The following is a 20,644-nucleotide window of genomic DNA, read 5'->3' on the forward strand; positions in this document are numbered from 1 at the left end:
CCGTCGAAGCCGTTGGTCCCGCCGGACCGGGATCAGCCCGCCGGCGGCGGCGCGGTGGACTGCCGCAGTCGCAGCTGCCCGGGCAGGATCCGCCGCTGTGGCGCGGCCTCCCGGGACTCGATGCGCGTGAGCACCTGGGCCACCGCCGCGTCCGCGATCGCCTCGATCGGCTGCTGGACGGTCGAGAGCCGCGGTGTCGTCATCGCCGCGAGCGGGATGTCGTCGAAGCCGATGACCGACACGTCCTCCGGGCAGCGCAGGCCCCGTTCCGCGCAGGCGCTCAGCACGCCCGCCGCCTGCTGGTCGCTGCAGGCGAAGATCGCCGTCGGACGGGGCTCCTGCGCGAGCAGCGCGTGCGCCGGCTCCAGCCCTCGCTGCCGGTCGAGGCTCTCCACCTGCACGTACCGTTCGGGCGCGATCCCGAGCTCCCGCAGCGCAGGCTCCGCCACCGTGCGGTACCCGGCGAGCCGCTGCCGGAACACCGACACCGTCGGCGGCGCGGCGATGCACGCGATCCGCCGGTGGCCGAGCTCGAACAGGTGGCCCACCGCGGCCGCCGCACCGGCCTCGTGGTCGCAGGACACCAGGTCGAAGCCCTGCAGCTCACGGTCGATGGCCACCAGACCGAGCCGCCGCGGTACGTCGACGGCCTGCACGTCCTCGGACGGGCAAAAGATCATGCCATCGACGCCACGGTCGGCGAACCGCGTGAGGTAGGCGCCCTCGATGTCCCGGGAGCCCGAGGAGTTGCCCACGAGCACGGCGAAGCCGGCGTCCGCCGCGGCCCGCTCGGCCTCCTTGAGCAGCTCGGTGAAGAACGGCGCGGTGAGATCGGGCAGGACGATGCCCAGGGTCCCGGTCCGTTGGCGCCGCATGATCCGGGCCAGCACGTTCGGCTCGTACTCGAGGTCCCGGATGGCGTCCTCCACCTTCCGGCGCAGGTCGGGGGACACGTCGGCGTGGTCGTTGATCACCCTGGACACCGTCCCGAGGGACACCCCCGCCACCCGCGCGACATCTCTCATGGTCGGCATGGCGCTCACACTGCTCGATCGGGTGCCGTGGCCGCGGGCCGGATGTCCCCGAGCCGGGCCGCGACCGACTCCGCGAGCAGGTCGAGCATGTCCAGGTCGTCGGGCAGCAGGTGTTGGAGGGAGAACCCGGCGGCTCCGGCCTCGACCAGGCCCGTCAGGTGCTCCAGCGCCCGGTCCGGCGTGCCGAGCACCCAGGTCCCGGACCTCTGGGCGAGCCATTCGTCGAGCGGGCGGTCCCCGATGCGGGCGTGCAGCCGCTCGGCCCGCCGCCGGAACTCGGCCTCGTCGGCGCCGAGGACGCACACCGCGGTCACGGTGAGCGGGATCGGCTCGCGGCCGGCGGCGGCGCACGCCTCGTCCAGCGCCGCGCGCAGCGCACGGAAGCTCGCAGGCGTCGGGAACGGGGTGTTCATCTCGTCGGCGTAGCGCGCGGCCAGGCCCGCGCTGCGCCGAGGACCGCTCCCGCCCAGCACGATTCGCGGGACCGGATCGGGCTTCGCGGCGAAGACCGCGTCCCGGAGCTGCTCGAACTCGCCGTCGAAGCGGAACCGGGGGATCTGCGGGTCCCAGAGCCCGCGCAGCACCTGCAGGTGCTCCTCGAGCCTGCGGAACCGCGTGCCGAGATCGTCGAACGGGAAGCCGAACATCGTGTGCTCGGCCTGGAGCCATCCGGTGCCGAGCCCCACGTGCACCCGGCTGCGGCCGTCCACCGCGCCGGCCATCTGCGCGACGGTGGCGGTGACCTTCGCCAGGTTCGCCGCTGGCCGGAACGTCACCGGGCTGACCATCGTGCCGATCGTGATGCGCTCGGTGTCCCGCGCCAGGCCCGCGAGCGTGGCCCACGCATCGGTGGACGCCAGCCCCTCGCCGCCCCACACCGGGGCGTAGTGGTCGCTGCGGTAGAGCCCGGCGAAGCCGAGCGCCTCCACACGGCGCGCCACCGCCAGGACGTCCTGGTAGGTCTCGCCCTCCTGGGGTTCGAGCGTGATGGAGAACGGCAACGGTTCTGCTCCGATCATCCGAACGGCACCCCGCTGCGGATCAGGACGTTGGCGTAGGGCGTCGCCTCGCCGGTGCGGACGATCGCGCGCGCCCGCGCGCTCTGCCGCTTGAGCTCCTCGTGCGACACCCGGTCGAGGTCGCAGCCGGGGAACGCCGCGTGCACCGCCTCGACCGCCCCGGGGCTGGCCCCCTCGGCCTCGGCGGCGACCACGACCTGCTCGGCCACGAGCTCGGCGGCCACCGCTCGCACGACGTCCGCGAACTCCGGGGCGCCCAGCCGGTAGGCCAGGTCGATGCGCGCCACCCCGGGCGGCACCGGGAGCCCGGCGTCCGCGATGACGAGCAGGTCCCCGTGCCCGAGGCTCGCGAGCACGCGGGCGAGCTCGGGATGGATGACGCCGCCGCGCCTCACCGCACACCCCCGGCCGTCCGGTGCGCCGCTGCCGGCGCGGCCGGTTCGACCACGACGCCGTCGGTCGCGCTGCGCCGGGCCGCGTCCAGGACCTCCAGCACGGCCAGCGCGTCGGTCACCGGGACCGGGTTCGGCCCGTCCCCGCGCAGGTGGGCGGCCAGGTCCCGGTAGTAGCCCGTCCAGTCGCCCACGGCGGTCTCGACCGGCTCCGCGGCGACCCCGTCGTGCAGCCGGCCCCACCGCTCGCGGGGCTCGACGCCGCTGATCCCGGAGGCGGGGAGCTCGTCGGCGAGCAGCCGCTCCTCCTGGACGTCCTTGCCGCGCTTGACGTAGGCGGCGCGGGAGCCGCTCACGTGGAACCGGAGCCCCGGTTCGGCCTGCGCCGCGGAGGCGTACAGGTGCGAGCGGACGCCACAGGTGTGCTCGAGGGCGAGGAACACGTCGTCCTCGGAGGCCCGGCCGCCGCGGCCGTCCAGCTCGGCGTGGACGCGCCGCACCGGGCCGAACAGCTGGAGCGCCTGGTCGACGAGGTGGCTGCCGAGGTCCAGCAGCACCCCGCCGCCGGTGCTCGCTGACTCGTCCCGCCACCCGGTGGGGCCGGGGGCCCACCGGTCGAACCGCGACGTGAAGCGGTGCACCTCGCCCAGCACGCCCTCGTCGAGGAGCCGGCGGACGGTGCCGAAGTCGCCGTCCCAGCGCCGGTTGTGGAACACGCTGACGGTGACGCCTGCCCGCTCGGCGGCCTCCAGGAGGCGCTGCCCGTCCTCCGCCGTCGTGGCGAGCGGCTTGTCCACGACCACCGGGATCCCGTGGTCCAGCGCGCGCAGGGTGAGCGCGAGGTGCGAGCTGTTGGGGGTGGCGACCACGGCCAGGTCGAACCCGCCGTGCGCGAACGCGGCGTCGGCGGTCTCGAAGAGCCCGGCGTCGGGGTTGCGGCGCGCGGCGAGTGCCCTCCGCTGCGGGTCACCGGTGACGACGCCCGCGACCGTCAGGCCGGGCGTGGCCCGCAGCAGCGGGTCGTGGATCCACCCGCCGGCGAAGCCGTAGCCGAGGAGCAGGACGCGCAGGTCCGCTGGCTCAGGCATGCTGCGGCTCCGTCGCGTCCTCGGCCGGCAGGTACCGGACCCGGCCGTCGACGACCTCGTGCTCCAGCCGCACCGGGCGCCCGGTCGTGAAGGCGCGGTCGCAGGCCCGCGCGAGGGTGAACGCGGCCAGGGCGTCCCACCCGGTCACGCCGACGGGCTGCGACCCGCGCACCGACTCGACGAACGCCTCCAGCTCCGCGCGGTAGGCCTCGGTGAACCGCTCCACGAAGTCCGTGACGTGGTCGAGGCGGCTGGCCGCCCCGCTCAGCACCGCGACGTTCGTGCGCTGCGACCCGCCGATGCGCACCGCCGCCGTCGAGCCGACGATCTCGGTGGACGCCTCGTACCCGTACCCGGCGACGCGGCTGTTGTCGATCAGCCCGAGCGACCCGTTGGCGAAGCGCACGACGATCGCGGCGTGGTCCACCGTGCCGAGCTCGGCGTACCCCGGGTCGGAGACGCTCGCGCCGAACACCGAGACCTCGACGATCTCGCCGACCAGGAAGCGCGCCAGGTCGAGGTCGTGGATCGTGACGTCGACGAAGAAGCTGCCCGACTGCCGGATGTAGTCCATCGGCTGCGGGAGCATGTCCCGCAACGAGGTCCGGAAGCTGTAGACCTCGCCCAGCTCGCCCTGCTCGGCCAGCTCCTTCGCCCGGAGGGTGTCCGGGTCGAACCGCCGGTGCATCCCCACCTGCAGCGCGACGCCGTGCCGGTCGACGTCCGCGAGCGCCTCGAGCGTCTCCCGCTCGGTCAGGCCCAGCGGCTTCTCGCAGAAGACCGCCTTCCCGGCCGCGGCGCACGCGCGGACCATCTCCGGGTGCGTCGGGGTCGGACTGGCCACCACCACGGCGTCGACGTCGTCGGTCCAGAGCGTGGCCGTGTCGGTCGACCAGGCCACGCCCAGGCGCTCGCCCATCGCGCGCGCCCTGTCCTCGTCGACGTCGATCACGCGGACCAGCTGCGCGTGGGGCACGCGCCCGGCCAGGTTCTCCGCGTGCAGGGCGCCGATCCGGCCCAGGCCCGCGACCGCGATCCGCACCCGGCCGTCCCGACTGCGCGTAGTGCTCATCTCTGCCCTTCTCGTTCGGTTCCCGCTGCCGCCGAGCTCACGCCGACGTCGCATCCCGGAGCGCGGTCAGTCGCTTGACGAACAGCTCGACGAAGCGCGGACCGTCGACGTCGACGGCCACGTCGATGTGGCTGTCGGCGCCGGACCGCAGGTCGGCGATCGTCTGCCCGCTCGTGTACTCGCCGCGGGTCTCCACCCGGACCGGCGTCCTGCGGGTGCGCACCAGGGACGGGTCGATGACCGACCCGACCGCCACGGGGTCGTAGAGGATGCAGCTGTTCTGCCCCGCGGTCCAGGTGAACCGCGGCTCGTCGATGTAGGTCTTGCACATCTGGTGCAGGAAGGCCGTGAACGCGGTCTCCTCGCTGACCAGCGCCAGGAGCTGGTCCTCCGTGAGGACGGTGCCCTTGTTCGGGTTGGTGACGTCCAGGCCGCACGCCGTCAGCGGGATGCCCGACTCGAACACGATCTTCGCGGCCTCGGGGTCGTGCCAGATGTTGTACTCGGCGCTGGGCGTGATGTTGCCCCGGCCGAACTCGGTGTCGAAGCCGAAGGCGCCGCCCATGATCGTGATGGCCTTGACCTTCGGGGCGAACGCCGGCTCCTTGAGGATCGCCGTGGCCACGTTGGTCAGCGGGCCGACGGCGATGATGCGCACCTGGTCCGGGTTCTCCAGGACGGTCCGGATCAGGAAGTCGACGCCGTGCTCGGCGACCCGGCCGCGCTCGACCCGGTCCGCGTCCACGGGGCCGATCCGCTGGTGCTGCTTAGCGTACTCGGCGATCGACTCGTCGTGCAGCCGGCCGTTCAGCGGGACCGACATCCCGCGGGCGACCGGCACGTCCTGCCGCCCGGCCGCCTCGAGCACCCGCAGCGCCGACTCCGTGGACCGCTCGACGGGGACGTTGCCGAAGACGGTGGTCACGCCACGCAGGTCGAGCTCGGGGCTCGCGAGGATCAGCAGGAGGGCGAGCGGGTCGTCGGCGTCGAGACCCGGCCCGATCCCCGGATCCGTGTCAAGGACGACCAGTTCGGCACTGTCGGTCGGCATGGTTCTCCTCCTGAGTGATGAGCGGGGCCGGGGGCCGCCGCACCTCTGGGGCTGACGCCGGGGTCGGCTGCCCGCCGTGTCGAGGGGCGGAGCGGGTGGGGCGGTCAGCAGCGGGCAGCGCCGCTGATGAACAGTTTCATGAACAGTTTCACGGACTGTAGAGGCGCCCCCGGGAGAGGTCAAGGGTCGGGCGCAGGATCTGCTCCGGGCGGGCTAGAGTGGTCGTCTGATCAACGCTGTTGACTTAGTGCGGGGTGGGAAGTGGCCCGGGGCGCGAACCTCTCCGGCGTGAGCAGCTACAACCGCAGCGTCATCCTGGACGCCATCCGGTCGACCGGGCCGATCAGCCGGGTCGAGCTCGCCGCCGCCACCGGCCTGACCGGGGCTGCGATGACCAACCTCGTCCGCAGGCTGCTCGCGGACGGCCTGATCGAGGAGGCGGGGCAGGGCGCGTCGACGGGCGGCAAGCCGCGGACCCTGCTGCGGCTCAACGCCAGCGCGGGGTTCGCGGTCGGCGTACTGGTCGACGTCGACGCGATCTCCTACGTGGTCAGCGACCTGGAGGGCCGCATCGTGGCCCGGGCCAGGGCGGCCGGCGTCGACGGCTCCGAGCCGTTGGCGGTCCTGGACCGCGTCGCTCGCGGGATCCGGCGCGTCCTCGCCCGCTCCGGGGTGCCCGCCGAGCGCGTGCTCGGGGTCGGGATGTCCGCCCCGCGCCCGCTGGACCAGACCGACGGGCGGGCGCTCCGGTCGCCCGCCCACCTCGAGCGGTGGCGGCGGGTGCCGGTGCGGGAGCGCCTGGAGGAGCTCGTCGGGCACCCGGTCCTGCTCAGCAACGATGCCAACGCCGTCGTGCTGGGCGAGCACTGGCTGGCCCCGGACGCGCGGGCCGCGGGCAACGTGCTGTGCGTCTTCCTGGGGGAGCTGGGGATAGGTTCCGGCATCCTGCTGAACGGCAAGCTCGTGCTCGGGTCGAGCCCGCACGCCGGCGAGATCGGGCACCTCTCGCTCAACGTCGACGGCGAGACCTGCTTCTGCGGCAACCGGGGCTGTCTCGAGCTGTACAGCTCGCCGCACGCCGTGGCCGCGGCCGCGCGCGCCCACAACGCCGGGGGAGCGGGTGAGCCGATCGCGCTCGCTACCGGTGGTGGCGCCAGGAGCGATGTCGCGGCGGTGCGCCGCGCGGTCGCGGAGGGCCATCCGCACGCCACGGACCTCGTGCGGCGATCGGCGCGTTACGTGGGGTCCGCGGTGCAGCTGGTGGTCGACCTCCTCGACCTGCAGCTGGTGATCTTCGCGGGCCACGGTTTCGGTGCCATCGGGCACCTCTACGTGGAGGCGGCCCAGGTGGCGCTGCGGCGGCTGGGGGAGACGAAGACCGGCCGGACCTACTCCGTGCGCCTGTCGACGCTCGGGTCCGGGGAGGACGCCGCGGCGGTGGGCGCCGCCGCGCTCGTGCTGCACCGCCACTTCGAGCCGGCGTTGCAGCCGAAGCCCTGACGCAGCCCGAAGCGCATCGTCCCTCCCGTACCCGAGCAGTGCCCGCCGCCAAGGCCGTTGACTTCGTTACTCAACACTGTGTACAAAGTCGACGACTGATGTCGAAGGAGGCAGCGTGAAGCTCACCAGCGGGGAACTCGAGAGCGGCGTCCTGTCGGACGAGAACCTCGAGTCCGCCCGGATGCACCTGCTCGTCCGCGGATACATCGTGCTGGAGGGGGTGCTCGACCGCGAGGAGCTGGACGGGATCCGGGCCCGTTTCACCGAGCTGCTCGGGGAGCACGCCGACCGGACCGATCCCAGCCGGGGCGCCAGCAGGTACGGGATGCCGCTGCCGTTCACCCCGCCCTTCGCCACGACCACGGTGGTGGCCAACCCCCTGGTGCTCGGGCTGGTCCGCTCGATCCTCGGCGACGACGTCGTCTGCTCGTTCTTCGCCTCGGACACGCCGCTGCCCGGTTCGGACTACCAGCACGCCCACTCCGACTCGAAGCCCCTGTTCCCGGAGAAGGACGTGACCGTCCCGCCCTTCGGCTACGTGGTCAACGTGCCGCTCGTGGACTTCCGGCCCGACAACGGCCCGCTGGAGATCTGGCCGTACGGCACCCACATGATCGCCGACACCGCCCTGATCCCGGTCGCGGAGTTCCACGACATCGAGGCCCGGCGGGAGTCGGCCGTCGGGCGGTTCAGCGAGGAGCTCGGTCCGCGGCCGTTGCTGGCGGAGGCCGGTTCGATCATCGTCCGGGACATCCGGATGTGGCACCGCGGCACGCCCAACCGCTCCACCGAGCCCCGCCCGATGATGTCGATGGTCTACAACCGCCCCTGGTACCACCACGGGACCGTGGAGATCGACGAGCAGCTGTTCGGCGAGCTGCCCGACCAGGTCCGAACCCTGTTCCGCACCGCAGTCCTCCGCTGAGCCCGACCGCCCCTCCCGGCGCGCACCCACCCAGACAGGAGTCACGGTATGGAGAGCCAGCGCATGCCTCTGCGCCGCCGGCGGCTGGGATCCGCGGCGGCCGCCGTGGCCACGGCGATCGTCCTGCTCTGCAGCGCCTGCGGAGGCGGTGCCGACCCGCGCGGAGGGCCGGTCGAGCTCACCTGGTACGTCCAGCCGCTCAACAGCACGCCGGTCTTCGAGGAGCTGGTGGCGGCGTTCAACGAGGCCCACCCCGACATCCACGTGAACCTCGAGGTCGGGCCCACCGACGTCGACGTCGTGCGCGGTGCGCTGGCCACGCAGATCGGCAGCGGATCGGCGACGCCGGACGTGTACGAGGGCGACATCATCTGGCCCGCCCAGTTCGCCAGGGGCGGTCTCGCGGAGGCGCTCACCGACCACTTCCCGGAGTCGTTCTGGGACCGGTTCGCGCCGGGACTGGCGGAGGCGGGGCTCGTCGACGGGGAGCACTACAACGTGCCCCTGCTCGTGGAGGCGTCCTTCCTCTACTACCGCGAGGACCTCCTCGAGCAGGCGGGCGTGCCGGTTCCGCGCACCTGGGAGGAGCTGCTCGCCGCGGCCCGGGCGCTGCAGGAGTCGGGCGCGGTGGAGCACGGCTTCGTCTGGCAGGGCGCCACGTACGAGGGCCTGACCTGCGTGTGGGCGGAGATGCTGCGCGACGCAGGTGGCAGCATCGTCGACGACGACTACCAGCGCGCGACGATCAACAGTCCGGAGGCCGTCCGGGCCCTCCGGTTCCTGAAGCAGACCATCGACACCCAGGCCACCCCCGCAGCCGTCACCAGCTTCCGGGAGCCGGAGTCGTTGAACGCCTTCAACGCGGGCGACGCCGCGTTCATGCGCAACTGGAGCTACGCCTGGGCGATCACCCAGGATCCCGCGTCGTCGTCGGTGGTCGGGAAGGTCGGAATGGCGCCGCTCCCGACCTTCGACGGGAGGCCCTACCCCGGAACCTCGACCGCGGGCGGTGGCCAGCTCTACATCAACCCGAACAGCGAGCACCTCGAGGAGAGTGCGGCGCTCATCGACTGGCTCACCGGACCGCAGGCACAGACGCTGCTGGCCGAGGTGGGGAAGGTGCTGCCGGCGAACGTCGAGGTGCAGGGGAGCGCGGCAGCAGGCGGCATCGGCCCGGCGGGGGAGGTGCTGCCCACGCTCGACATCGTCGGTCGGCCGGCGGGCACGGCCGAGTACTCCAAGATCTCTCGCGCGGTCTTCCAGAACATCAACGCCGCGCTGGCGGGGACGGTCCCGGTCGAGGACGCGCTCGCGGCCGCCGAGAGCCAGATCGACGAGGCCCTGTCCAGTGGCCGGTAGCACGGTGGCCGCCAGGTCCGCGGAATCGCATCGGACAGCGGGCCGACCGGTGTCCCGGTCCGGCCGGTCGGCCCGATCGGTTCGGTCGGCCCGGCGCGGCTGGGCGCTCAGCGCGCCCGCCCTCGCCGTGGTCGGCCTGGTCACGCTGGTGCCGATCGGATTCGCGGTGTTCCTCAGCCTGAACGAGGTCAGCGCTCGCCGCGGGTCGGTCGACTTCCGCTGGGTCGGTGCGGACAACTACGTCGACGTGCTCGGCAGCGAGGCGATGCGGCACGCCCTCGCCTTCACCACGCTGTACACGGTGATCAGCGTGGTGATCGAGCTGGTGATCGGCCTGGCACTGGCCCTGGTGCTGGACCGCATGACGGTGGGACGACCGGCCGTGCTGGCGATGCTGCTCGCACCGTGGGCGATGGTCACCGTGATCGCCGGGCACCTGTGGAGCTACATCTTTAACGGCGTCTACGGCATCGCGAACCACATCCTGATCGTGCTGCACCTCGTGCAGGCCCCGGTCTCGTTCCTCGACACGCCGGCGCGCGCGTTCGCCACGCTGGTGGTCGCCGACGCGTGGAAGACGGTGCCGTTCGTCGCGCTGATCCTGCTGGGGGGCCTGCGCGGGATCGACCGGGAGCTCTACGCCGCAGCCAGGGTCGACGGAGCGGGCCCTGCGCGCACGCTCTTCCGGATCACGCTGCCGCTGGTGAAGTCGGCGCTGATCACGGCCGTCGTCTTCCGGGTGCTGCAGGCCTTCGGCGTCTTCGACCTGCCTTTCGTGCTCACCGGCGGCGGCCCCGGCAGGTTCACCCAGTCGGTCGCGATGCTGGCCTACACCGCGATGTTCCAGGACCTCGACCTCGGCGCGGGCGCCGCGATCTCGTCGGTCGCGGCCCTGCTCGTGCTGGTCGTCGTGATCGCATTCATCAGGCTGTTCCGGTTCCAGGTCGACCCCACGGAGAGGTGAGCCCTGCCATGCGCCGTGCGACCGGACGCCGCCAGCTGCCGGAGCCGCTCAGAGCGGTGAACGTCGTCGGCGTGCTCGCGGGCGTCGGGTTCCTGCTCCCGCTGTGCTGGTTGGTGGTGGGTGCGTTCAAGTCGCCGAACGACCTGGCCCGGTTCCCCCCGGTCCTGCTCCCCGATCCGCCGACCCTGGAGAACTTCCGGACCGCCTTCGTCGACCAGGGGTTCACCGGGTTCCTCGTCAACAGCATGGTCGTCGGTCTGCTGAGCACGTGCTGCGTGATCGGTCTGGGCATCCCCGCCGCGTACGCACTCGGTCGCACCACGATGACGGGACGGACGAGCATCCTCGTCGGACTGCTGATCGTCTCGGTGTTCCCGGTGATCGCCGTGGTCCCGCCGCTGTTCGTCATCCTCCGCGCGGCGGACTGGCTGAACAGCTACCAGGCGCTGGTGCTGCCGTACGCGGCCTTCAACCTCCCGCTCGCGATCTGGATCATGCGTGGTTCGTTCCTCTCGATCCCCCGGGAGATGGAGGAGTCGGCCGAGGTCGACGGCGCGTCCACCCTCCGGACGGTCGTCCAGGTCGTCCTCCCGCAGGCGATGCCCGGGATCTTCGTGGCCGCGGTGCTCACGTTCGTCGCCTGCTGGCAGGAGTTCCTGATGGCGCTGAGCTTCAACACGGCCGCGGATCTCCAGACCGTGCCGGTGGGGATCTCCCTGTTCGGCGGCGGGTTCGAGCTGCCGTACGGCACGATCTTCGCCGCGTCCTGCGTGGCGCTGCTGCCGGTCGTCGTGATCGTGGTCCTGCTGCGCCGGTGGATCGTCGGCGGGCTGAGCTCCGGCGCCGTGAAGGGATAGGGCGTCGTGCCGAGTACGCGCGAATTGTTGGCGAACGTCGCCGGCGTCTTCCCGACAAGCCGACCGCGGCACTGCGGCAGCCCGACCGCGACCGACTCCATCGACCTGCCCGAGCAGGTCGATCTCGACCGACTGACGCTCGCGCGTCGACCCGCGGGCGCGGCTGAGCGTGCCCTACCGATGGATCACCGCCATAGCGAACTCGCCGGCCGGTGCGTTGTTCACGGATTTCCACATCGTGTGAAAGGGGGGCGATGTTCTGGGGCGCTGGCCCACAGGAGCCGGACTTCAGCCTCGAGCGGGGACGCTTGCGTCCCGGGGTGCCGCTGGTGCGCGCACGGGGGCGGCTGGACCGGGCCACAGTCCACGATCTCGGTCGCGCTGTCGAGTGGTGTATGGCGACCATGCCCTGGGCGGTCGTTGTCGACCTGACGCGCGTGACGGAGTTGCGCGCCGGTGCCGTACCGAGGCTCGGCGCCTTGGTCGAGCGCGTTCGGGCGGAGTTCGTCGGGTTGCACTTCGTGACGAACGGAGGTGCGGTAGACGGCGTGCTCACCGTCGCGCCGGCTGGGAAGCGGATCATAGTCCATCACAGCATCGCCGCGGCTCAGCAGGCCCTGACCCGCGACCCCGGAGTAACACACGGGTGAGTTCGTCAGATCTCAGGCCTCGATCTGACGCCCCGAGACCTGCTATACGCCGTGCCGGCCCCGGCGCCTCTCGCAACCGGGGCACCGCCACCTCACCGTGGGCGGTGAGCCGCGCCAACATGCGAGCGAGGTGGCCGGGGCCCCGTACGGTTCAGTGGGCCCCGTACGCCTCAACCAGAGCGTCACAGGCCGCGTCAGCGTCGGCGTCGATCGGGCGGCGCGATGGATCTGCGTCGTGCCAGGCGAGGATCTCCCTGGCTCCGCGGGTGAACGGGACGGTGGCGACCCAGCCCGGCGCGAGCCGGCGGACCTTCGCGTTGTCGAAGATCACCGAGTGCGTCGCATCGCCGAGCAGCCCCGGCCCCCACTCGGGGACGGCGGCGGCGATCCGCTCCGAGGCGATGTGCACGAGCTTCGGCTCGACCCCCGCTGCCTCGCCGAGCGTGCGGAAGATCTGGTCCCAGGTCTGCACCTCGTCGCTCGTGATGTGGAACGTGTCGCCGATCGCCCGTGGGTTCCCGAGCAGTGGCACGAACGCCGCGGCGAAGTCCGTGTGGTGCGTCAGAACCCACAGCGACGTCCCGTCCCCGTGTACGACCACGGGCTTGCCGCGCCGCATCCGGTCGATGGTCGTCCAGCCCCCGAGCCAGGGCAGCGACGTCCGGTCGTAGGTGCTGGAGGGTCGCACGAGGGTCACCGGGAACTCGCTGTCGCGGTAGGCGGCGTTGAGCAGCGCCTCGCAGGCGATCTTGTCCCGCGAGTACTGCCAGAACGGGTTGGCCAGCGGGGTGGACTCCGTGATCGGCAGGTGTGCGATCGGCTTCTGGTAAGCGGAGGCCGAGCTGATGTAGACGTACTGGCCCGCCCGGCCGCGGAAGACATCGATCGCCGCCGAGACGTGCTCGGGCGTGAACCCGATGAAGTCGGCGACGACGTCGAACCGGCGGCCTCCGACGGCGGCGCGCACGCTGTCCGGGTCGCGCATGTCACCGGTCAAGGACTCGACGCCCGCCGGCAACGGGCGCGTCGCCGTATGCCCGCGGTTGAGCACCGCGACCTCGAAACCGCTCTCCACCGCCAACCGGACGCATGCCGAGCTGATCTTTCCCGTCCCGCCGATGAACAGGACCGTGACTGCCATGAACTTATCTCCGTCCGTGGAAAGGATTGTCAGCTTCCGAACCCGGCGGCGAGCGCCGTCGAGATCTGTCGGCGCGCGACGATGTAGAGGGCGAACAGGGGCAGGATCGACAACGCGACACAGGCCATGATCGGCGGCACATCTGCGAACCGGTTGCCCTGGAACTCGAACACCGCGAGCGGCAGCGTCGCAGCCCCCGGGCTCTGGGTGAGGATCAGCGGGAACAGGAAGTTGTTCCACGCCGTGATGAAGTCGAAGATCGCGACGGTGGCGATCGCCGGCATGCTGATCGGCACGGCGAGCGACCGGAGGATCCGCACCGGCCCCGCACCGTCGAGCTGCATCGCCTGGATGAGCGAGGGCGGCACCTCGCGCAGGAAGTTGACCAGGATCAGCACCGTGATGGGTAGGCTGAACGCCGCCATCGGGAGGATCAGCCCGAGCAGCGAGTCGTACAGTCCGAGCGCGATGACCTCGATGTAGAGCGGGATCATCAACGCCTGGATCGGCACGGCGAAGCCGATGAGGAAGATCTGGAAGAACAGTCCCGTCAACCGCCCGGCCCGCACGACGATCGCATACGCCGCGAAGACGCTCACGACGACCGCGAGCAGTGTCGCCCCGCCCGACACGATCACGCTGTTGAGCAGGTATCGCGCGAAGCCGCTCTCCAGCACGGCTGCGTAGTTGGCGAGCGTGAGGTCGCCGAACGGGAACCACGGGTTGCTGCTGAGGAACGCGTCGGTGCCGAGCATGCTCACGACCAGCATGTAGTACATCGGGGCCGCGACCACCACGAGCCAGAGGAGGGCGACGACCGTGGTCACCACCGCACCCGGCAGCGATCCCGTCCTCGTCCGGCGCCCGCGGGCCGGCAGCGTCGGTGTTCGCCCGGCTCCGCTCGCCCGGCTGTTCACGAGCGTGCTCATGCCGCTCACACCCCCTCGGCTTCGCTGCGCATCGCGCCGAACCCGGTGACGCGCACCAGCACCAGCGAGATGACGACCGCGGCACCCCCGAGGACCACGGCGAGCACGCTCGCGTAGCCGAAGTCCAGCCCCCTGAAGCCCTCGAGGTACTGCGCGAGCGCCAGCACGCGGGTGCTCTGCCCCGGGCCGCCGCCGGTGAGCGTGAAGATCAGGTCGAAGACCGTGAGCGAGCCGACGATGTTGAGCGTCGAGGACGTCACGATCGTGTGGCGCAGCATCGGCAGGGTGATGTACCGGGTCCGCTGCCAGCCCGAGAAGCCGTCGATGGCGGCGGCCTCGTAGAGGCTGCGCGGGATCTGCCGCACCCCGGCCTGGAACAGCAGCGCGTGGAACGGGATGAACTGCCAGCAGACCAGGACGATGACCGTCCCCATCGCCAGGTTCGGGTCGCCGAGCCAGTCGCGGTCGAGGAAGAAGAACCCGAAGTGCTCCGCGGCGTACCGCACGCCGCCGTTCACCGGCGAGAGCAGCTGGGACCACAGCACGCCCAACGCCGCCGAGGAGACGAGCGCCGGCAGGAACCAGACGGTCGAGAGCACCGCCCGGTGCCGCTGTTGCCCGGCGGCGTAGATGCCGATCGCCACGGCGACCGGCGTCTGGATCGCCCAGCACGCCACCACGAGCACCGCGGTGCGCACGAGGGCGGCGTGGGCGTCGGAGTCGCCGGCGAACCGGACCCAGTTCGCCGCCCCGACCGGGATGATCGGACCGGACCCGCTCCACGACGTGAAGCTCAGCAGGACCGCCAGGACGATCGGGAGCACCACCAACCCGGCGAACAGCAGGACGGCGGGGAACAGGAACCCGCCGGCCCACCACGCGACCCGCCGCCGCGACCGGGCCCGGACGGGGGGCGATGCACGCCGCCCGGTCCCGCCGGTGGCCGCCGCCGTCGTCACCACGGTCACTTCGACTGCTCCGCCAGCACCGCGTTCATCCTGGTCACGAACTCCTGCGGGGTGATGGACAGGTTGAACAGCTCACCGATGTCGGTCATCAACGGCGTGATCACCGCGCTGGGGAGGTCCTGGTCCCAGTACGACTGGAACGACGAGGCCTCCACGCCCATCCGGTACAGCCGCGCGAGCAGTTCCCCGTTCGGCACGTCGCCCGCGGTGAGCGCGGCGGCCCCGCTGTTCGTCAACGGCGTGAAGCCCTGCTTCGCGAGGTAGTCGATGTTGTAGGCCTCGGACGTCGTGGCGGACTCGAGGAACGCCAGCGCTTCCTCCTTCTGCTCATCCGACGCGCGGGCGGAGATGCTCCAGTACTGAGCGGGCTGTCCGACCATCGCCGTAGGGTCACCGAGGCCGCCCGCAACGGTCGGGAACGGCGCCGGGGAGTAATCCGGCGAGTTGGCGAACTCCGGCGCGAACGCGCGCATGTTCGCCAGGTCGTAGTAGAGCATCGCCTGGAACGCGGCCTGCCCGCTTGCCAACTGCTGGTCGGCCTGGCCGCCCTGGTAGCTGATCGTGTTCCAGCCCTCGGCGAAGTAGCCGGACCGCACCATCTGCTGGACCGTCTCGGCCGCGGTGAGGAACGCCGGGTCGCTCCAGGCGTCCGGTTCCATGGCCTTGACCCGCTCGAACGGCTCAGGTCCGCCGTGTCGCAGTACGAGGTACTGCATCCAGATCATGCACGGCCACAGGTCCTTGCCGGCGAGCGCGACCGGTGCCACACCGGTGGCCTGCACCTGGTCGGCGACCCTGATGAAGTCGTCCCACGTGGCCGGTGAGGGGTCCGCCCCGGCGTTCCGCAGCACTGCCTCGTTCTGCCACAACACTTCGAAGTCCGGCCCGGACGCAGGAATGCCGTAGATCTTCCCGTCGAACGTCGCATTACCGAAGACGTCCTTCGCCGCGTACTGGCCCGTCCATTCCGGGTCGGCTTGGAGCTCGGCCGTCAGGTCGGCGACTCCTCCACCATCCACCCATTGGTGGAGCAGCTGCCCGCCGTAGTTGTAGAAGACCGTTGGCTCCTGGTTCCCCGCCATCGCCACGGCCATCTTCTGCTTCCACTGCTCCCCACCGATCCAGGTGATGGAGACGTTCCCGCCGCCCGGGTAGGTCGCGTTGTGCTCGTCGATGATGCGTTGCATCACATCCTGCGCCGACCCCGGCTGGCTGGTGGACCAGATCATGATGTCGGTCCCGCTGGCCGCCGGCGGGCCGATGCTGACTCCGCCGCAGGCGGCCAGCGCCGTGGTGAGGGTGAGGGTCGTCGCTGCGGCGGTTATCCGCTGCAATCTCTTCGTCGAGACCATGGGAAACCGTCCCTGTCAGTGCTTCCGGTGGCTCACGGGAATTCGGTGCTGGTCCGGCCGTCGATCGTGGCGAAACGGAAGAGGCGCTGCATGTGCTCGGGCCAGGCGTCGTAGACCCCACCGCTGATGGTGACGGAGTTGAAGCGGTACCAGGGGTAGTGGTAGGCCAGCGAGAGCATCGGCCGGGGCTGGTCGGAGTTGTTCGGGGTGCCGCGGTGCCACATCCGCGGGTCGCGCAGCAGCAGCGACCCGGCCGGCATGAGCACCGGCTGCGGGTTCAGGCCGGAGACGTAGCGCTGGATCTCGGTCTCCGTGGCGGCCGCAGATCCGCGTTCGAGTGCATCCCGGGCCGTGAGGTCGATGTCGGAGATGCGATGGCTCATCGGCCAGATGTCGGTGGGGCCGTTGTCCGGGCGGAAGTCGACCAGCGGAATGTTGATCTCGTACATGTACGGCGGGACGGTCACCGGGAGGCCGGGGAAGAGCGGACTGCCGTCGCGGTGCGCCGGTTGGTACTGCGACCCGGGAAGGCCCGTGTCGGACGAGAAGTAGGAACAGATCAGGTCGTCCTGCAGCACGTCGCGGAACACGTCGAGCGCGATCGGGTTCGCCAGGACGTCCGGGTCGTCGAACGGCTTCTCGATCGGGAGCGGCACTCCGCCCTGGCGCTGCTTGCCGCGGTTGTCGCCGACCCGCTCGTGGTTCTCCTCGAGAAGGGCGAAGAACGCGGAGCACAGCGCCTCGACCTTCTCTTCCGGCAGAACGCGCTCCAGGATCACGTATCCCAGGATCTCCAGGTCCCGGGCCGCCTCCGCGTGGTGCTCCGCAGAGAGCTTCTGGTTCCGCAGCTCCCGTTCGTCCAGCTTCATGCGAACCGCCTCCTCGTTGATACGGCACCCGCCACCGGGCGGATGACCCTTCTGGAAGATCTTTGATCGAAACAATTTCGGTCGATCTTGATCGGGTTCGTGCAGCTCGTCGTGCTGCTAATCAGAGAATCACCGAGTCCTGCGGTCGGTCAACCCTTGATTGGCGGCCGCGCTGTCGCTAACGTGCAAAAAGTATGCGCGTCCCGATCGAAATATTTTCGGACTGCACCTCTGGGAGTCGACCTTGATCAATAGTCTGGCGGCAGAGACTCCGGACCCCGCCCGCCCGACGCTCGCCGTGATCGCGTCGCATGCCGGGGTGAGCACGGCGACGGTGTCGAAGGTCCTCAACGGCCGGCCGGACGTCAGCGCCGACACCCGGGCGCGCGTGTCCGCGGTGCTACGCGAGCACGACTACCGGCCCGTCGGTCTGCGGGCGTCGTCCGAGCGTCGCGCCGTCGACGTCGTGTTCGACGACCTCTCGAGCCCGTATTCGGCCGCAGTGCTCGCCGGGGCGCTCGACGCCGGGGTCGAGTCGGGGGTGACGGTCGTCGCGCGACGGTACTCGGACGAGACGGACGCAGGGTGGGCGGCGCGGGTGCGGGCCCGCGAATGCATCGGTTACGTGGTCGTGTCGGCGGTGCTGACGCCGACGCAGGCAGACGTCTTCGACGTCCCCGGGGTCCCGCTCGTCGTCATCGACGCGGTCGGCCTGCCACGGAGGAACCTGATGAGCGTCGGCGCCACCAACTTCACGGGCGGGTTCACCGCGACGGAACACCTGATCCAGTTGGGGCACCGCCGCATCGCGCACCTCGGCGGGACGATGGCGATGGCGTGCCACGTCGCCAGGCTGCACGGCTACCGGGCGGCGCTCGAACGGGCCGGCATCCCGGTCGACAGTTCACTGATCGCGAACCTCGAGGGTGACTACGAGGCCGGGGTGGAGCAGGGCCGGGCGTGGTTGGGCCGGCCGGACAGCCCCACAGCGGTCTTCGCCGGGTTCGACCTGTTCGCTCTCGGGGTGATCGAAGCCGCCCGGGCTCGCTCACTGCGGGTGCCGGGGGACGTCAGTGTCGTCGGTTTCGACGACTCGTACGCGGCCCAGTGGTCCTCACCTCCGCTCACGACCGTGCGCCAGCCGCTCCGCGAGCTGGGGGCGCTGGCGCTGCGGAGGCTGCTGCAGCGAGCCGCCGGCGAGGAGATGGGGAGCCACCACATCGAACTGGCGACCCACCTCGTCGTCCGGACCTCGACCGCGCCTCCGTCGGACCCGGGGACGCGCCCATGACGTTCACAATGCGCCGGACGCGGTCAGTCCTCCGGTGACCGCCGGTACGCCGTGCAGAGGAGGGCAGCGCCGGCGACCCGGCCGGAGGCCGCGAGGTACGAGCCGGCGACCAGGTGGTACGGGCTCGTGCGCATCGATTCGTAGGCGTTGGTGGGTGGCGGGCCGGGGTCGACGTCCCACGTGGCGATGGCGCGGTCGAGCAGCTCGACCGCCTGCTCGAGCAGCGCGACCACCCCGTGGTAGCCGCCGTCCAGTTCCCATTCGACGGGCGGCCGGAACGACAGGACGTCCGGCCGGGTCCCGGGCGCTCGCCGGGCGGCATCGGAGGCGAGGCGGTCGACGGCGTCGAGGGAGCGCGTCCAGATCTCCGTGGGGGTGAGGCCGAAGAAGGACATCGCGTACGCCGGTTCGAGCCAGCGGGCACCGGTTCCCCGTGCCCGGATCGCGGCGGTGCGGGTGCGCAGGTCGTCGGCCAGCTTCGCGACCTGCTCCGCGGCGCCGTGCGACTCGTGCGCGCCGTCGGTGTGCAGGTCGACCTCGGGACGCCGCGGCGCGCCACTCTCGGCGAGCTGCCAGGCGACCGCGTTGCGCACCATCACGGCGCTTCCGGGTTCGTCGTCCATCAGGATGTCGAACCCGAACTCGGGGTGGGACCCGAAGAGGACGACCCGTCCATCGCCGCAGGCGCCCGCCACGACGTTGGCGACACCGCGTGCGGCCGCCTCGTCGGCCAGGGTGTCGGATGGCTCCGCGCCGAGGAACGCCTCGGCGGCGGTGAACCGGCTCGTCCGTCCGCGGACCCGCGCGAGGGCCTGCGCGCCGAGGAACAGCGGCCCGTTGTAGTGGGCGATCTCGAACGAGGACGCCACCCCGGCCATCACCGGGTGGTCGGGTGCGACGTTCTCGGCCTCGAGCACGCCGATCCCCGGCGACCGCAGCCCCCAGCTCTCCCCGTCCTCGTTGACGACCGTCGCGTCGAGGAGGCGCATCTCGGTCTGCGCCGGGCACAGCTCGGTGAAGCTCGGTGCGACCGCGGCGGCGCTGTAGCTCCCGGCGCAGGAGCCGAGGTACATGCCGCCGGACCGCACGAACTCCCTGATCGTTCGGGTTCCCTCCGTGCCGAGGGGCTCGAGCTGACCGAACATCGCCCGGTAGCCGCCACCCGGCATGACGAACACGTCGAACCCGGCCAGTGCGCCCCCGAGGATGTCGTGCGGGAAGACGAAGTCCACCCGGTGCCCGGCTCTGCGCAGGACGGCGGCGTGGTGGAACGGGGCTCCGCCGGCGCCGTAGACGGCGACCCGTGCTGATTGCATCTCCTGCTCCTCCTCCAGCCCGGGCTCAGAGCGCACGGGAGACCAGGAAGTCCCGGACCGTCTGCTGGAACAGCTCCGGCTCGTCCGCGGGCGGCGAGTGCCCCGACTTCTCGAAGACCACCAGCTGCGAGCCCGGGATCAGCTCGGCGATCCGCTCGCTGCACTCGACCGGGGTGATCCAGTCGGTTCGCCCGACGGTGACCAGCGTCGGGCAGGTCACCCGGGGCAGCTGCGGCGTGAGGTCGTAGTGGTGCAGGTTCTCGGAGAACGCGGCGTTGTGCGTCGCGTAGTGGTAGTCGACGCCGTCCACCCTGGCGTCGAGGGTGCCGGGGTCGAAGTCGAAGTCGTAGAGCGGCAGCAGCTCGCGCCAGCAGTCGCGGAAGTCGTCGTCGTCCCGGACGCGGCCCTCCATCACGCGCAGCAGCTTCTCCTCGTCGACGTCGACGCGCGTCGACGAGCGGGCGTTGGTCAGTGCCAGGTCGTTGTGCTCGTGGTCGGCCGAGGTGTCCCGGAGCACCAGCGCACGCACGCGCTCGGGGTGCCGGACGGCGTACTCCATCGAGATGAACCCGCCGTAGGAGCCGCCCGCCATGACGAAGGTCTCGGCGCCCGCCCACTCCCGCAGCGCGTCGACGTCGGCCACCCACTGCTCGTGGGTGAACGGCGGGGTGTCCCCGCTCCTGCCGCTGCCGCGCGCGTCGAAGACGATCACGCGGAAGAGGTCGGCGAGCGGCCCGAACGCCGTCTTCGGCTCGTTCTTCGAGCCGAGTCCCGGGGCGCCGTGGTGGGCGATGAGCAGCGGGGCGTCGTCGGCGCCGAGCACCTCGACGTCGAGCGGGTTGCCGTTGATGGTCAGGATCACGAATG

Annotated in this window: 20 protein-coding genes; 7 read left to right on the forward strand and 13 right to left on the reverse strand. The window is 71.3% G+C overall.

What is annotated here, in order from left to right; genetic code table 11:
* Positions 1 to 32 precede the first annotated feature (32 nt).
* The 6 genes from CFP66_RS33305 to CFP66_RS33330 are packed head-to-tail and all read right to left on the reverse strand — an operon-like array spanning position 33 to position 5,656.
* Positions 33 to 1,025 carry a LacI family DNA-binding transcriptional regulator gene (locus tag CFP66_RS33305; RefSeq protein ID WP_158228306.1) on the reverse strand — a complete coding sequence of 331 codons (993 nt, stop codon included), beginning with the start codon at positions 1,023 to 1,025 and terminating at the stop codon, positions 33 to 35.
* Between the two features lie 14 nt (positions 1,026 to 1,039).
* Positions 1,040 to 2,053, reverse strand: a complete 1,014-nt coding sequence (locus tag CFP66_RS33310; protein WP_094929235.1) for an LLM class flavin-dependent oxidoreductase — start codon at positions 2,051 to 2,053, stop codon at positions 1,040 to 1,042.
* Positions 2,050 to 2,448, reverse strand: coding sequence for a D-ribose pyranase (rbsD, locus tag CFP66_RS33315; protein ID WP_094929237.1), 399 nt, complete (start codon positions 2,446 to 2,448; stop codon positions 2,050 to 2,052). Before rbsD ends, CFP66_RS33310 begins: the two co-directional genes overlap by 4 nt.
* Complete coding sequence (locus CFP66_RS33320) at positions 2,445 to 3,533, reverse strand: Gfo/Idh/MocA family oxidoreductase (protein ID WP_094929239.1); 1,089 nt, start codon at positions 3,531 to 3,533, stop codon at positions 2,445 to 2,447. The genes rbsD and CFP66_RS33320 overlap by 4 nt, the downstream gene beginning before the upstream one ends.
* Positions 3,526 to 4,605: a Gfo/Idh/MocA family oxidoreductase gene (locus CFP66_RS33325; RefSeq protein ID WP_094929241.1), complete on the reverse strand. Its 1,080-nt coding sequence runs from the start codon at positions 4,603 to 4,605 to the stop codon at positions 3,526 to 3,528. Before CFP66_RS33325 ends, CFP66_RS33320 begins: the two co-directional genes overlap by 8 nt.
* Positions 4,606 to 4,642: 37 nt before the next feature.
* Complete coding sequence (locus CFP66_RS33330) at positions 4,643 to 5,656, reverse strand: nucleoside hydrolase (RefSeq protein WP_094929242.1); 1,014 nt, start codon at positions 5,654 to 5,656, stop codon at positions 4,643 to 4,645.
* A 288-nt stretch (positions 5,657 to 5,944) separates the two neighbouring features.
* Between CFP66_RS33330 and CFP66_RS33335 the strand changes: the two genes are divergently transcribed.
* The 6 genes from CFP66_RS33335 to CFP66_RS47435 all read left to right on the forward strand — a co-directional run bounded on the left by CFP66_RS33335 (position 5,945) and on the right by CFP66_RS47435 (position 11,911).
* On the forward strand, positions 5,945 to 7,156 hold the full coding sequence (locus CFP66_RS33335) for an ROK family protein (protein WP_158228307.1): 1,212 nt from the start codon (positions 5,945 to 5,947) through the stop codon (positions 7,154 to 7,156).
* A 115-nt stretch (positions 7,157 to 7,271) separates the two neighbouring features.
* The gene (locus CFP66_RS33340; protein WP_094929245.1) at positions 7,272 to 8,081 is read left to right on the forward strand and encodes a phytanoyl-CoA dioxygenase family protein; all 810 of its coding nucleotides are present in this window, start codon (positions 7,272 to 7,274) and stop codon (positions 8,079 to 8,081) included.
* 48 nt (positions 8,082 to 8,129) lie between these two features.
* Complete coding sequence (locus tag CFP66_RS33345) at positions 8,130 to 9,440, forward strand: ABC transporter substrate-binding protein (RefSeq protein WP_094929248.1); 1,311 nt, start codon at positions 8,130 to 8,132, stop codon at positions 9,438 to 9,440.
* A 49-nt stretch (positions 9,441 to 9,489) separates the two neighbouring features.
* Positions 9,490 to 10,404 (forward strand): carbohydrate ABC transporter permease, encoded by a 915-nt coding sequence (locus CFP66_RS33350; protein WP_094929251.1) that lies wholly within the window; start codon positions 9,490 to 9,492, stop codon positions 10,402 to 10,404.
* Between the two features lie 8 nt (positions 10,405 to 10,412).
* Entirely contained in the window at positions 10,413 to 11,261 is an 849-nt protein-coding gene (locus CFP66_RS33355; protein WP_094929254.1) for a carbohydrate ABC transporter permease, read from the forward strand.
* A 395-nt stretch (positions 11,262 to 11,656) separates the two neighbouring features.
* Positions 11,657 to 11,911 (forward strand): hypothetical protein, encoded by a 255-nt coding sequence (locus CFP66_RS47435; protein WP_143517444.1) that lies wholly within the window; start codon positions 11,657 to 11,659, stop codon positions 11,909 to 11,911.
* Positions 11,912 to 12,062: 151 nt separating this feature from the next.
* Here the strand turns inward: CFP66_RS47435 and CFP66_RS33365 are convergent, their stop codons facing one another.
* The 5 genes from CFP66_RS33365 to CFP66_RS33385 are packed head-to-tail and all read right to left on the reverse strand — an operon-like array spanning position 12,063 to position 17,170.
* Positions 12,063 to 13,052, reverse strand: coding sequence for an SDR family oxidoreductase (locus tag CFP66_RS33365; RefSeq protein ID WP_094929256.1), 990 nt, complete (start codon positions 13,050 to 13,052; stop codon positions 12,063 to 12,065).
* Between the two features lie 29 nt (positions 13,053 to 13,081).
* On the reverse strand, positions 13,082 to 13,981 hold the full coding sequence (locus tag CFP66_RS33370; RefSeq protein ID WP_094929379.1) for a carbohydrate ABC transporter permease: 900 nt from the start codon (positions 13,979 to 13,981) through the stop codon (positions 13,082 to 13,084).
* Positions 13,982 to 13,986: 5 nt separating this feature from the next.
* Positions 13,987 to 14,949, reverse strand: coding sequence for a carbohydrate ABC transporter permease (locus tag CFP66_RS33375; RefSeq protein WP_094929257.1), 963 nt, complete (start codon positions 14,947 to 14,949; stop codon positions 13,987 to 13,989).
* The gene (locus tag CFP66_RS33380; RefSeq protein WP_094929259.1) at positions 14,946 to 16,301 is read right to left on the reverse strand and encodes an ABC transporter substrate-binding protein; all 1,356 of its coding nucleotides are present in this window, start codon (positions 16,299 to 16,301) and stop codon (positions 14,946 to 14,948) included. Before CFP66_RS33380 ends, CFP66_RS33375 begins: the two co-directional genes overlap by 4 nt.
* A gap of 32 nt (positions 16,302 to 16,333) precedes the next feature.
* A complete protein-coding gene (locus CFP66_RS33385) occupies positions 16,334 to 17,170 on the reverse strand; it encodes a phytanoyl-CoA dioxygenase family protein (RefSeq protein WP_094929261.1) in 837 nt (278 codons plus the stop codon).
* A gap of 298 nt (positions 17,171 to 17,468) precedes the next feature.
* Between CFP66_RS33385 and CFP66_RS33390 the strand changes: the two genes are divergently transcribed.
* Positions 17,469 to 18,461, forward strand: coding sequence for a LacI family DNA-binding transcriptional regulator (locus tag CFP66_RS33390; RefSeq protein WP_094929263.1), 993 nt, complete (start codon positions 17,469 to 17,471; stop codon positions 18,459 to 18,461).
* A gap of 23 nt (positions 18,462 to 18,484) precedes the next feature.
* On the opposite strand, the gene CFP66_RS33395 is transcribed toward CFP66_RS33390, so the two are convergent.
* Together CFP66_RS33395 and CFP66_RS33400 are read right to left on the reverse strand one after the other, a co-directional pair.
* Positions 18,485 to 19,777: a BPL-N domain-containing protein gene (locus tag CFP66_RS33395; protein WP_094929266.1), complete on the reverse strand. Its 1,293-nt coding sequence runs from the start codon at positions 19,775 to 19,777 to the stop codon at positions 18,485 to 18,487.
* A 25-nt stretch (positions 19,778 to 19,802) separates the two neighbouring features.
* Positions 19,803 to 20,639 (reverse strand): alpha/beta fold hydrolase, encoded by an 837-nt coding sequence (locus tag CFP66_RS33400; RefSeq protein WP_094929268.1) that lies wholly within the window; start codon positions 20,637 to 20,639, stop codon positions 19,803 to 19,805.
* Positions 20,640 to 20,644 lie beyond the last annotated feature (5 nt).

The organism is Pseudonocardia sp. MH-G8 (assembly GCF_002262885.1).
GTDB lineage: Bacteria > Actinomycetota > Actinomycetes > Mycobacteriales > Pseudonocardiaceae > Pseudonocardia.